The sequence below is a fragment of the Dyella koreensis genome, from assembly GCF_044904565.1.
Classification (GTDB): Bacteria; Pseudomonadota; Gammaproteobacteria; order Xanthomonadales; family Rhodanobacteraceae; genus Dyella_D; species Dyella_D koreensis.
This window is the reverse complement of record NZ_JADIKD010000009.1, coordinates 445,458-459,085: the sequence shown is the minus strand read 5'-3', so window position 1 is coordinate 459,085 and position 13,628 is coordinate 445,458. Positions and strand designations below refer to the sequence as shown.

The window sequence follows — 13,628 nt, the reverse complement described above, 5'->3', positions numbered from 1 at the left end:
CCACGGCTCGCCCTGGACCGATCCAGGCACACTCACGGAAATGGATACCAAGACCATGACGCGGACATGCGGTTATCGATATGCGTGGTTGTTCATCGGATGCCTGCTGGCTTCCGTGGCGCAGGCGGCGGAGCCCGCGGCAACGCTTCGCGTCGTGGTGGATGGCAAGCCGGTCGTGTTCGACCAGGCTGCGCTGGCGGGTCTGCCGCATACCCGCGTGACGGCCGCGGCGCACGACGACAAGCCCGCGCTCTGGAGCGGCGTCGGTCTCGATGAGCTGCTTCGCCGTGCCGGCGCGCCGCTCGACAAGCCGCTGCGTGGGCGCGGCCTGGCGCGGTTCGTGCGCGTCACGGCTGGGGATCACTATCAGGCGGTGTTCGGGTTGGCTGAGCTGGATCCTTCCATATCGCGCACGACGGTGCTGTTGGCCGATGCACGCGATGGCCAGCCGCTGACGAGTGATGGTCCGTTCCGGCTGGTGGTGCCGGGCGATAAGCGTCCTGCACGCTGGGTGCGTGGCGTCATCGCGATTGAGGTGGTGGATGCGGGTACTTCAGGCGGGCCCTGAGAGCCTGTTCTGCTCCATCCCTTTGCGCGCGGGGTGGGCCTTTAATGTTGGGCTATCGCGACCTGGCCGCTTACGCAGCGGGCGTTCCGACTCGCTGCCGCGAGCCGGGTCACTTTCTCTTTGCTGGCCCAACCCCCCGAGGGGGGGCCTAGAGAGAAAGTAACCAAAGAGAAATGGCCTGAAGAGCAGGCGGTGGGCTTTTAGCTGCGCATCTTCCAGTGCCAGACATCCGGATGGCTTCGTTTCTTGCTCCGCTCTCCTCTGGAACTGATTGGCGTCGTCAGACCCGCGCTTTTCTCCTCCCCCTGCTCGCAGGGGGAGGCCGGGAGGGGGTAAGCACTTGAGAAAACCTATCCCGAAACGCTTTCTCAAGTACTCACCCCTCCCCAACCCTCCCCTGCGAGCAGGGGAGGGGGCAGGAGCAAACCCGACGTCTGATACTGGGATAAGTGTTGCTACGAAGCTCGCCGCGCTCTTCTAGACCATTTCTCTTTGGTTACTTTCTCTTTGGGTCAGCAAAGAGAAAGTGACTCGGGCGCCGGCAGGCGTCCGAAATGCCCGCTGCATAAGCGGCCAGGTCGCGATAGCGCAACGATTGTCGCAACCACAAAGGACAAGGCATCTGCTTAATCAGGCAGCGTAATGGACGCCGCCGACCCAGGTCTCTCGCACATAAAGATCATCATCGAGCACAGCGAAGTCCGCACGCTGCCCGGCAACGATGCGCCCCTGCTCGCGATCCAGCCCCAGCCACGCGGCGGGATAGCTGCTCGCCATGCGCGACGCCTCGGCCAACGGCAGCCCCACCATGTTCACCAGGTTGCGCACACCGGTCGCCATATCCAGCGCGGAGCCGGCGAGTACGCCCTCATCGCTCTGGCAGATGCCGTCGCGCGCAACGATGGTCTGACCGTTGAGCACATAGCTGGGATCATCGGAGCCCACCGGCGGCATCGCGTCGGTGACCAGTACGCTCTTGCCGCGTGCCTTCGCCGCGATGGCGATGCGCAGGCTGACGGGATTCACGTGATGGCCATCGACGATCAGCCCGCACCAGCTGTGCGGATCGTCCAGCGCTGCGCCGACGACGCCAGGGTCGCGGCTGCCGAGCGGTGTCATCGCGTTATAGAGATGGGTGAAGCCGCGCACGCCGGCGTCGAGTGCGGCGCGCGTGGTGTCGTAGTCGGCAGCGGTGTGGCCGGCGACGACGATCACACCGGCTTCGGCGAGCTGGCTGATGGTTTCCAGTTCGACGCGCTCGGGTGCCAGGGTCATCATCACCACGCCGCGATGTTTGGCGGCGAGCGCAGCGATGTCGCGGGCATCGGGTGCGCGGAACAGGTTCATGTCGTGGATGCCCTTGCGCGCGGGTGCGAGGAAGGGGCCTTCCAGGTGGATGCCGAGGATGCCGGGCACGCCTTCGGCGATGGCCGCATCGACAGCGGCGAGCGCGGCGTACATCACGTCGGCGGTGTCGGTGATCAGCGTGGGCAACAGGCCGGTCGTGCCGAACTTGCGATGCGCGGCGGCGATGCCGCGCAGGGTATCGACGGTAGGTGCGGCGTTGAACAGCAAGCCGCCGCCACCGTTGACCTGTACATCGATAAAGCCCGGCAGCAGCAGCTTGCCTTGCAGGTCGTGCTGCTGCGCTGTGGCGACGCGCTTGTCGGCGGCGAGGGCGACGGCTTCGATGCGCTCGCCGCGCACCAGCACCGCCAGGTCGTCCAGTACACCGTGATCGGTGAGGACGCGGCCGTTGACCAGGGCAAGCAAGGGCTGTTCGGCATTCATCACATGGTCTCCGTCACCTTGCGCAGATGCGGCGGTACGTCCGGATCGTAGCCGCGTGCGAGCGCGAGCGCACTGGCGGCACGATAGAAACTTTGCACAGCAAGCAGCGGCGTCACGATCGGATCGATACCCGCCGGCAGCGGCAAGGTATCCGGTACGTCGACGCCCGGTGCCGCCACGAATACGCGTGCGCCGCGAGCGCGAAATTCATTGGCGACGGCGATGGTGTTGTCGAGGGTGCCGTCGTCCTGGGCGAAGAACAGCACCGGGAAACCGTCGCCGACCAGCGCCATCGGACCGTGCTTCACTTCCGCCGCGCTGAACGCTTCGGCGTGCAGGCCGCAGGTTTCCTTGAGCTTGAGCGCGACTTCCAGCGCCGCGCCGAAACCGTAGCCACGGCCCACCACAAACAGGTTCTGCGTGTCGTAGAGACCGTCGACCAAGGCGCTCCAGTCACCGCTCCAGCTCTTGCGCAGATCGGCTGGCAGGCGCGCCACGATGGCGTGCAGCGAGGCGTCATTGCTCCAGTGCGCAGTGAGCTGCAGGATCGCCGCGAGCGTAGCGAGGTAGCTCTTGGTGGCGGCCACGCTCATTTCCGGGCCGGCCTTCAGCGGGATCACCGTATCGGCCAGTGCGGCCAGCGGCGAGTCCTCCACATTGACCATCGCCAGCACCAGTGCGCCGGCATCCTTCGCGGCCTGCGCGCTGCGCAACAGGTCGGGGCTCTTGCCGGATTGCGAGATGGCGATGAACAGCGCGCCGTCGAGCTTGAGGTCGGCGTCGTAGATCGACGAGATCGACGGCGAGGCCGATGCGGTGATCAAACCCAGCCGGGTTTCAAACACATACTTGGCGTAGGCCGCCGCATGATCGGAACTGCCGCGCGCACAAGTGACGATGAACCGCGGCGGGTTGGCGCGTAGCCGTTCGCCGAGCGCTTTCAGCACGGCGTCATTGTCGCGGAGCTGGCGTTCGATGACGTCGGCGGCCTCGTGGGCCTCGCGGAACATCAGGGTGTCACTGGCTTGCTTCATGTGTAGCGTTCTCGATGCATGTGTGCCGCGGGGCGTATGCCCTCAAGTTTTGCGCGGCGGGGTGTTGTTTTGCGGTGGGGCGGTGGAACCGCGTACCACCAGTTCGGGGATGAAACATTCATTGGACGGCGCGCCATTCGACTCGCCGGTCTCGCGCTGCAGGTCGGCCATCAGATGCAGAGCGGCATGGCGGCCGATCTCGCTGGTGGACTGGCGCGCAGTGGTCAGCGCCGGCCAGGCCTGCTTGGAGAACGGGCTGTCCTCGAAGCCGGCGATGGACAGATCCCACGGCACGTCCAGTCCGCTGGAGCGCGCCGCGGCAAGCACGCCGGCGGCAATCTCGTCGTTGCTGCCGAAGATCGCGGTGGGCGGATCCTTCAGCGCGAGCAGTTTGCGCGCGCCGCGGAAGCCGTCGTCGAAGGCATAGCGGCCCGGCAACACCAGCTTCTTGTCGAGCGCGATGCCGTAATCCTTCAGCGCATTGGCATAACCCTGATAGCGCTCGGGACTCGAACGGTGATGCGGTTCGCCCCACAGGAAACCGATGCGCTTGTGGCCGAGCTGGATCAGGTGTTCGGTGATCGCATAGGCCGCGCTGCGGTCGTCCACGTAGACGCAGGGCGAACCGTCATGCGGATCCTCGCGCGAGGAAATGATGCGCACGAAGCTGATGCCCTGTTCCATCAAGGTGGCGACCAAGTCGGCCTGCTCCGACATCGGCGGCGCCAGCACGAGACCGGCGAGCCGGTTGCGTTCCACCAGCGAGCACAACTCGTCGGCGAGGCCGGGCGAAGTGGAATCGCATGGGTGGATCTGCAGGCCGAAGCCGCGCTCGCGGCACGCCGACAGCACGCCGTCCTGCATGCTGATCACGTAGTGCGCGTTCGGGTTGTCGTAGACCAGGCCGATGGCATAGGCGTGCGTGCTGCGCAGGCCGCGTGCGGAGGGGTTGGGCTGATAGCCCAGCGCCTCGATCGCACGCTCCACTTTTTCGCGCGTGTCGGTACGCACCGAGGCTTCCCGGTTGATCACGCGGGAGACCGTTTTCAGCGAGACGCCGGACCACTTGGCGACGTCCTTGATGGTGGGGTTGCGCAACGCGGGAAACTCCGGAGAAACGGTAGACCATCGTAGCCCAGCGGATCGGGCGGGTGGTTGCGGGGCCATGACGCGGGGCCATGACGATCAGGCCCCGCCAAAGCGTCTATCAGTGGGCGTGCTGGCCCACCCGATGGCCGCGCAGTCCGTAAAAGAGGATGTACAGGTAACAAGGCACCATCAGCGCCATGAAGACCAGCTGGAAATCGAAGTACTGCTTCAGGTGCACGAAGGCTTGCGGAATCAGCGCACCGCCGGCGATACCCATGATCAGCAAAGCCGAGCCGGCTTCGGTGTGACGGCCCAGGCCCTTGATCGCGAGCGGGAAGATCGCCGGCCACATCATGGCGTTGGCGAAACCGAGCGCCGCCACAAAGGCCACCGAGGCGTAGCCGTGGGTGAGATAGGCGCCGAGCGTAAACAGCACACCGAGCACCGCCGACACCGCCAGGTAAGCCTGCTGCGAAACGATTTTCGGGATCAGCACCAGGCCGGCCACATAACCGGCGAGCATGGCGATCAGCGTGTACGAGGTGAAGTGTTTGGTCGCGTCCAGCGGCAGGTCGAAGCCGCGGCCGTAAGTGCCGATCGCATCGCCCGCCATCACTTCGACGCCGACGTAAACGAACAGGCACACCACGCCCAGCCACAGATGCGGAAAGCTGAAGATGCTGCCTTCGCCATGACCGATCTCGGCCTCGGCATTGGCGCCGGACGGTTTCACTTCCGGCAGCGCGGAGCGCACGACCCACACGGCCAACAGCACCAGCAGGCCGGCCATCACCATGTATGGCATGTGCACCTTGGCGGCGAAGGTATTGAGCAGCGCTTCGCGCGCTTCAGGACTTGGCGCTGCCTTCACCTGTTGGTCGAAGGTGTCGATGCCGTTCAACACCAGCCAGCCGAACACCACCGGAGCCAGCGCACCGGCCACCTTGTTGCAGATGCCCATGAAAGCGATGCGCTGCGCCGCGCTGTCGATCGGGCCAAGAATGCTGATGTACGGATTCGATGCGGTCTGCAGCAGCGAAAGGCCGGCGCCGATCACGAACAGCCCGGTGAGCGCGCCCGGATACACGCGCATGGTCACGAACTGCCCGAACAGCACCGCGCCCAGCGCCATCACGAACAACCCGAGCGCCATGCCCTTCTTCATGCCAGTGCGGCGCAGCACCCATGACGAGGGCAGGGCCAGGAAGAAATAGGAGAGATAGAACGCCATCGGCACCAGGAAGGCGTTGACGTCGTCCAGGTCGAAAGCCAGCTTGACGAAGGTGATCAGCGGCCCGTTGAGCCAGGTGACAAAACCGAAAATGAAAAACAGCACGCCGATGATCAGCATCGGCAGCATGCTGCTCGACGTTGGTTGCTCGCCGGCGGCAAGCGTTGTGGACGACATACCTAAACTCCCCGAGTGTTCTGTGGGCTGCCACGAAGGGCCATTCTGGCGCTGTTTTCGTGTTGCCTGTTGTCGACGGACGGCTCGCTGGCCGCGTCGCCCCCGGATCGATTTATCCGCGCTAACTAGCAACGTTGTCAATTGCCATGACCCATTGGACATTCCGGGGGCCATGCTTTTCGGCACAGTCCGGCCCGTCCCGCCAGCACCCGTGGCGCAGCGCGGCAAACCCGCATCGAAGCTGGCAAAAACCGTGCTAACCGGCTTTCCTGCTGGCTTTGACGGGCTTTTCACAAACGCAGTTTCTTGCCCTTCCAAGGGGCTTTGCTGCGTCGCGAAAAGTCCGGGCGGTGACTAGGAAATTTGACCAGTTGACAACGTTGTCATCCGTTACCAGACTCCGGCCGAAATCGGGGGCTGTTTGACAACAGCATGACGTCCGCATGACGGCGTCCACATTGAGAGGGGAGAGGTTGTGGCGGAACTGGCCAACCACGGCAGCGTGCAGAGGGGCGCATTAGAGCCTGTTCATGGTCTCCCCGTGGCCCGCGCCGGGATCTGTTTGCGCGCAGGGCAAGGAAGAGTGAGGGAGTGTACGTCCGTACACGACCGAGCGATGACGCCGCCATGCGGGCAAACAGACCCGGCCCTTCGGGTTGTCGTTGAATGGCCGCCATGCGGCAGCGCGCGGCTTGGCCTGGCAGCCAGCCAGGCGCTGCGCCACGCGCTACCACCTGACAGCCATTCAACGACAACGCGGGCTACGGGGAGACCATGAACAGGCTCTTTCAGGGCATGCCTTTCCTGGCGGCGGACGTCGGCGGCACGCACGCGCGCATCGGTCTGGTAAGCCAGCACCCGGACGGTACGCGTCCGGTCACGGTGCTGCAGTACCACCGCTATGCCTGCGCGGAATGGCCCAGCCTGACCGCTGTCCTCAAGGATTTCGTCAGCCATCTCGGCAACTCGGTGCACGTGGATCGCTGCGCCGTCGCCAGCGCCGGTTACGTGCTGGGCGACGCCATCGTCAACGACAACCTGCCCTGGCCGGTGTCGATCCGCGATATCCGCGACAGCCTCGGCATCCGCCAGCTCGCGGTGATCAACGACTTTGAAGCGGTGGCTTACGCCACCCAGTTCCTGGCCCAGGCCGACACCACGCCGGTGATCGAAGCCGAAGGCCCACCCGCGAACGGTCCGGTGCTGGTGATGGGTCCTGGCACCGGCCTTGGTTCGGCGGTGCTGTTGCCGGGCAAGCCGCACGCCACCGTGCTGGCGACCGAAGCAGGGCAGATCGCGCTGTCGCCGGGCAACGAGCGCGAGATCGCAATCCTGCGCGAGCTGGCGAAAGAGCGTCCCTATGTCTCCTTCGAGCACGCGCTGTCCGGCCCGGGCCTGCTCAATCTCTATCGCGCCATCAGCACGCTGCGCAATAGCGCGGCGACGCTGGTGCGCCCGAGCGACGTGACGCGCGCCGCGCTGGAGCGCAGCGACGAGGCCGCGGTCGAGGCGCTCGATGTCTTCTGCGGTCTGCTCGGCAGTTTCGTCGGCGATCTCACGCTGCTCTACGGCGCGCGCGGCGGCGTGTTTCTCGCCGGCGGCATCCTGCCGCAGATCCGCGACGTGCTGGCCACCAGTTCGTTCAAGCAGCGCTTCTTCAACAAGGGGGTGATGCGTGCCTTCTTGCAGCAGGTTCCCGTTCGCCTGATGGAACACGGCCAGCTCGGCGTGATCGGCGCGGCCGGCATGTACCTGGATGGGTACAGCACCCAGCCAGGAGACAGCACCACGCAGTAGTCATCGCAGCATCCAGGAGCAGGGCTCCCCGCCCCGCCAGTCACACCGTCATGGATACCCCACAAGGATCTCCGGCGGTCAAGCCTTTGAGGGAGTAAGCACATGTCACACCGCAGAACTTTGCTCGCCGCGAGCATCATCGCCAGCCTCTGTATGGCCGGGGCATTGCACGCGCAGGACAGCACACAGACCAGCACCAAGCCGAAGAGCGCGGAAGAGGCCAAGGCCACCGAGCTGCAGGCCGTCACCGTTACCGGCATCCGTGCCAGCCTGCAGCAGTCGCTGGATACCAAGCGCAATGCAGACGCGGTGATCGAAGCGGTCACCGCCGAAGACATCGGCAAGTTTCCGAACACCAACGTCGCCGAAGCGATGGCGCTGATCCCGGGCGTGACCATCGACCGTCAGTTCGGCCAGGGTGACCGCGTCAGCATCGACGGCACCGATCCCAGCCTCAACCTGACCTTCCTCAACGGCCAGCCGATTTCGCAGACGCCGTGGCAGTACGGCGCACAGCCGAACCGTGGCTTCGACTTCACCATGCTGGCGCCGGAAGTGGTCGGCCGCCTCGAGGTGTACAAGAGCCCCGAAGCCCGCCTGCCGGAAGGCAGCCTGGGCGGCACCATCCTGCTGCATACCCTGCAGCCGCTCGACCTGCCGGCCAACACGCTGCGCGGTTCGTTCGGCGTGAACTACAACGACCAGGCCAGCAAGCAGCGGCCGTCCGCCTCGGTGCTGTACAGCTGGAAGAACGACGCCAAGACCTTCGGCATCATCGCTTCGGCGCAGCACTTCGAAGAGAAGATCGACCGCCAGGGCATCGAGATCTTCGGTTACCACCCGGTCTCCGACTACGCCAGCAGCCCGGCTGTCGCCGCCGGCATCGCCAACGGTTCGCTCAACCCGAACGCGAAGGTGCCGGACGAAATCAACTCGGCCTTCTTCCAGCAGACCCGCAAGCGCGACACCGTCACGCTGGGCGCGCAGTTCAAGCCGAACGAGCACTGGGACATCGACTTCAACAGCCTGTTCGTTCGCGAGAACTTCAACAACTGGAATCAGTCGCTGTATCCGTTCACCCACGCCACACCGGGCCAGATCACCGGCTTCAACCAGGGTGGCAACGGCGTGGTGACCAGCGGCCATGTCTGCGGCAAGTTCGATGACCCGACCTGCCCCGACATCGCCCAGGGCACGCTCGACAGCAACATCCGCAAGTCAGTGGTGAAGACCACCGCGTTCGATCTCAAGTCCACCTATCACGGTGACGGCTGGAGCATCGGCGGTGCGGCCGGCTACAGCAAGGCCGACAACAACGACATGTCGCAGGTGGCGATGGAGCCGGTGTACGGCGGTGGCTACACCTGGGATATCCGCAAGGGCTTCTCGTTCGATAGCCCGGCGGCAGCCGCCAATCCGGCCAACTGGCACATGGGCGACGCTCCGGGACTCGGCGGCTGGCCGGGCAACTACGGTGTGTTCAAGGCCAGTGCGAAGGATCAGTACGCGCAGCTTGATTTCACCAAGGACTTCGACGGTTTCGTCAATACCTTGCTCGTCGGCGCGCGTTACAACCGCCACGAAGAGAGCATGGAACAGCATGTCTACGGACCCAATGGCGCCATCTCGCTCGCCAATCTCGGCACGCTGGGCCTCTCCGATACGCTGAGCGACTTCTCCGGCATGATGGATGGCGCCAAGCACCACGTGCAGCCCGATCCGGCCAAGGAGTGGGCATGGGTGCGTGCCACCAACGGCGGCAACAACGACCCGGGTTCGTTCGTCAACGGCACCTGGAAGATCGTCGAGAAGACCTGGGCGGGCTACGCGCAGATCGATTTCGGTTCCGGCCCGTTCCGCGGCAACCTCGGCGGCCGTTACGTGCACACCGTGGACGACGCCAGCGGCTACAACTACAGCGGCGTGCCGATCTACCCGCCGCCGTCCAGCTGGTACCAGACGGTGTCCACCACGCACAACGACTTCCTGCCGTCGCTGAACCTGTCGTATGACGTGACGGATTCGATCGTGCTGCGCTTCGCCGCCGCCAAGGTCATCGCCCGCGCGCCGTACAACATGCAGGTGAACAACCTGTTCCTCAACGACTCGGTGCTGACGGGTTCGGGCGGCAACGCCAAGCTCAATCCGTACAAGTCGAACAACTACTCGGTGTCCGCGGAGTGGTACTTCGCGCCGCAGTCGGTGCTGGCCCTGACCGGCTTCTACAAGGACATCAGCAACTACATCTTCATCAACTCCGCGATCGAGCAGCACTACAACTCGGCCAAGGACAACGATCCGGCCACCTTCGCCAAGCAGGTCACGCAGGGTCTGTGCACGGCCGACGGTTTCTGCGGCTACTCGGTGAGCCGCCCGCGCGACACCGGTGCGGGCAAGGTGAAGGGCTTCAGCGTCAGCTATCAGCAGCCGCTGTTCGATACCGGTTTCGGCCTGGTGGCCAACTACACCTACGCCGATGCCACGCTCGCCAGCGGCGGCGCGCTGCCGTACAGCTCGAAGAATTCGTACTCGCTGAGTCCGTACTACGAGAAGGGTCCGTTCAGCGCACGCCTCACCTACAACTGGCGCAGCAGCTACCTCGCGGGTGGCTACATCGCCGGTGCGCCGCCGGCCACCACCGGCAGCTACAAGGATCTGGGCGCGTCGCTCGGCTACAAGATCACCGACAACATCTCGCTCTCGCTGGATGCGATGAACCTGCTCAATTCCAAGTACACCCAGTACCTGGCGACCAAGGATCTGCCGGTTGCCGAGTACACGACGGGCCGCCGCTACATGGCCACCGTCCACGTGAATCTGTAAGCGCAGGTGATGAAAAACGCGCGAGGCCAGGGATGGCCTTGCGTGATTCGAACGGGGCGGGCGGTAAGGCTTCCGACGAGTCTGGAGCTATTGCACGGAAGGTTCGGCTAAGCACCACCGCGTTCCGTCGTGCGTCCTTGGGAGGGGAGCGGCGGCAATGCAAAACCCGCCATCGGAACGCGAAGGCGGGCGGCAACACGGTCAGAGCACATCAGGCAGGACGCCCAACCATCCGCCATTCCAAGCGCCTCTGAGGGGGGGACACCATGTCGTATCGCAGAACACTACTTGCAGCCAGCATCATCGCCAGTCTCTGTATCACCGGCACGGCCTATGGCCAGGATGCCGGCACGACCAGTACGACGCAGCAGCAGACCAAGGCGGATCGCGCCAAGGCCAAAGAACTCGGTCAGGTCACCGTCGTCGGCATCCGCGACAGCGAAGCCGAATCGCTGAACCTGAAGAAAGAAGCCAATTCACACGTCGAAGTGATCACGGCCGAAGACATCGGCAAGCTGCCCGCCAAGAACGTGGCCGACACGCTGCAGCGCCTGCCGGGCGTCAACATCAGCTCGTCCAGCGCCACCGAAGGCGGCTTTGACGAAAGCGACCGCGTGAGTCTGCGCGGCACCAACCCCAGCATGACGCAAACCCTGGTCAACGGTCACACCGTGGGCACCGGCGACTGGTTCGTGTTGAGCCAGGTGCAGACCGTGGGCCGCAGCGTGAGCTACAGCCTGCTGCCGTCGGAGATCGTCAGCGAAGTGGTCGTGCACAAATCGTCCGAAGCCAAGCTGCAGGAAGGCGGCAGCGCGGGCACGGTCGACATCATTACCCGCAAGCCGCTGGAGTTCGCCAAGCCGCTGACGGCTGAAGCATCGATCGGCGGCGTCTATGCGGATCTGCCGGGTGACACCAAGCCGCAGTTCAGCGGTCTGGTCAACTGGAAGAACAACGACAACACCTTCGGTGTGATGGCCCAGGCGTTCTACGAGAAGCGCAGCCTGCAGCGCAACGGCCAGGAAATCGTCGGTGGCTACAACCAGATCGGCGCCAAGGATCCGATCGCTGTCGCGCATCCGGACCTCGCCGGCGTCTACTACCCGAACGAAACCGGCCAGACCTTCTTCACCCAGACGCGTGAGCGCAAAGGTGGCGCGATCGATCTGCAGTGGAAACCGCTCGACAACCTGACCCTGAACCTCAACAGCTTCTACTCCAAGCTCAAGGCCGACAACTACAACCGCAACTACATGATGTGGGCGAGCAAGTTCGTGCCGAGCGGTGCCGGTCTGCAATCGGGTTATCAGGTCAAGAATAACGTTCTTACCAATGCGAACTTCGCGGCGCCTGGCCCGACCGATGTTTGCGATGCTGCCAGCGGCACGTTGTGCAAGGACACGCCCTACGGTGTGTACGACATGATCTCGCGTCCGAAAGCCTCTTCATCATCCGCGTACACCACATTGGATGCCGACTGGCGCGCTACTGACCACCTGACCTTCACCGGCCAGATAGGCACCACTCAAGGTAAGGGTGACAGTCCGACTCAGGATGTAAGCGAGCTCGGCTTTGGCGCCGGTGCAGGCGCCAACTGGGCTATGCGTGGTACCGGCTCGCCGACCAACTGGGGCATGGGCGGTGACAACAGTTCCCCATCCGGCATCCTGCCTTCCCAGGGCTGGATCTTCGGTGGCCAGGACATCCACGTGAAGGACAAGGAGAACTTCTACCAGGCCGATGGCTCGTTGGCCTTCGACGATTCCAAGTTCTTTCTGTCGTCGCTGGATTTCGGCGTGCGCTATTCCGACCACACGCGCGAGAGCAAGAGTGAAATCGCCCAGGGTCCGAAGGGAGATTGGACGAATCCGGCCAACTATCCGCAATCGTTCCAGCACTATCCCAGCAGCTTCAACAGCGATCTTGGCGTCAATGCCCCGGGTCCGGTGTGGTTCTACAGCCCGGGTGCGCTGGCCGCATTCAACGCCAAGTATGCCAACCGCGACCCGGTAGCGCGGTTCTACTGGCCGGATCTGTACAAGGTCAACGAGAAAGACACGGCACTGTATCTGCAGGCCAACTTCAGTGGCGATCGCTGGAGCGGCAACTTTGGCGTGCGTTACGTCGACACCAAGGAAAACATCACCTACAACACCCCGGTTGCGACGCAGTACAGCTCGTCGGTTCCGATCACCGGTTCGGCGTTCGGCGACTACTACAAGAACGTGTACAAGCACAGCTACGGCAAAGTGCTGCCCAGCGTGAACTTCAAGTTCAACCTTACCGACGATTTGCTGGCGCGCTTCGCCGCGTCGCAGACGATGACCCGTCCGGATTATTCAGCCCTGGCTGGCTCGGTCTCGTTGGATGACCTGACCCACACCGGCAGCGGCGGCAACCCGCAGTTGAAGCCGCTGATCGCCACCAACTTCGATGCGGGGATGGAGTGGTATTTCGCACCGCGCGGCCTGGTATCGGCCGGCGTGTACACCATGCAGTTGAGCGACTACGTAACCTTCGCCAACCAGAACATCCTGTTCAAGGATCAGCAGGCCAGCAACAACGCCGGGCATGATGTTTTCTCCAACTACCAGGTCAGCGTTCCGTCCAATACCAACGGCAACGTCAAGGGCGTGGAGCTGAACTACATCCAGCCGATCGGCGAGAACTTCGGTGTGCAGACCAACTACACCTACGCCAGCGGCCATGCTGACGGCAACAAGCCGCTGCAGGGCACCTCGAAGCACACCTACAACGTGTCGGGTTACTTCGAGAACAGCCTGTTCAACGCCCGTCTGAGTTACACCTACCGTTCGTCGTTCTTCGATGGCGTGAGCCGTACCGATACCTTCTACCAGGCAGGTATCGGCAACCTCGCATTCTCGCTGGGCTACAACATCAACGAGTGGATGGCGCTCTCGTTCGACGCCATGAACCTCAACAACCCGAAGTTGAAGTACTACACGGTCAATCCGGCATATGGCCGCCAGCCGTCGGCGTTCTACGTCAATGGCCGCCAGTACTACGTGAACCTGCGCTTCAAGCTGTAAGTGGCAAACTGAGCAACAAACCTCCCCAATTGGGCCCGGACTTTGTCCGGGCCCCTCTTTAAGATGGG

The 13,628-nt window shown here is 63.7% G+C and carries 8 protein-coding genes; 4 read left to right on the top strand and 4 right to left on the bottom strand.

The window, feature by feature from the left end; genetic code table 11:
- The first annotated feature begins 55 nt into the window (after positions 1–55).
- Positions 56–568 carry a molybdopterin-dependent oxidoreductase gene (locus ISS97_RS09390; RefSeq protein WP_379985080.1) on the top strand — a complete coding sequence of 171 codons (513 nt, stop codon included), beginning with the start codon at positions 56–58 and terminating at the stop codon, positions 566–568.
- A gap of 630 nt (positions 569–1,198) precedes the next feature.
- Here ISS97_RS09390 and nagA read toward each other — a convergent pair.
- The 4 genes from nagA to ISS97_RS09370 all read right to left on the bottom strand — a co-directional run bounded on the left by nagA (position 1,199) and on the right by ISS97_RS09370 (position 5,842).
- Positions 1,199–2,359 carry an N-acetylglucosamine-6-phosphate deacetylase gene (gene nagA / locus ISS97_RS09385; protein WP_379985081.1) on the bottom strand — a complete coding sequence of 387 codons (1,161 nt, stop codon included), beginning with the start codon at positions 2,357–2,359 and terminating at the stop codon, positions 1,199–1,201.
- A complete protein-coding gene (locus ISS97_RS09380; RefSeq protein ID WP_379985082.1) occupies positions 2,359–3,393 on the bottom strand; it encodes an SIS domain-containing protein in 1,035 nt (344 codons plus the stop codon). The genes nagA and ISS97_RS09380 overlap by 1 nt, the downstream gene beginning before the upstream one ends.
- 42 nt (positions 3,394–3,435) lie before the next feature.
- Entirely contained in the window at positions 3,436–4,491 is a 1,056-nt protein-coding gene (locus tag ISS97_RS09375; protein ID WP_379985083.1) for a LacI family DNA-binding transcriptional regulator, read from the bottom strand.
- Positions 4,492–4,600: 109 nt separating this feature from the next.
- A complete protein-coding gene (locus ISS97_RS09370) occupies positions 4,601–5,842 on the bottom strand; it encodes a sugar MFS transporter (RefSeq protein ID WP_379985527.1) in 1,242 nt (413 codons plus the stop codon).
- An 822-nt stretch (positions 5,843–6,664) separates the two neighbouring features.
- On the opposite strand from ISS97_RS09370, the gene glk reads away from it, so the two are divergent.
- The 3 genes from glk (at position 6,665) to ISS97_RS09355 (ending at position 13,560) form a co-directional block, all read left to right on the top strand.
- Positions 6,665–7,687, top strand: a complete 1,023-nt coding sequence (glk, locus tag ISS97_RS09365) for a glucokinase (RefSeq protein WP_379985084.1) — start codon at positions 6,665–6,667, stop codon at positions 7,685–7,687.
- Between the two features lie 102 nt (positions 7,688–7,789).
- Entirely contained in the window at positions 7,790–10,510 is a 2,721-nt protein-coding gene (locus ISS97_RS09360; RefSeq protein ID WP_379985085.1) for a TonB-dependent receptor, read from the top strand.
- A 266-nt stretch (positions 10,511–10,776) separates the two neighbouring features.
- The gene (locus tag ISS97_RS09355; RefSeq protein WP_379985086.1) at positions 10,777–13,560 is read left to right on the top strand and encodes a TonB-dependent receptor; all 2,784 of its coding nucleotides are present in this window, start codon (positions 10,777–10,779) and stop codon (positions 13,558–13,560) included.
- Positions 13,561–13,628: the final 68 nt, after the last annotated feature.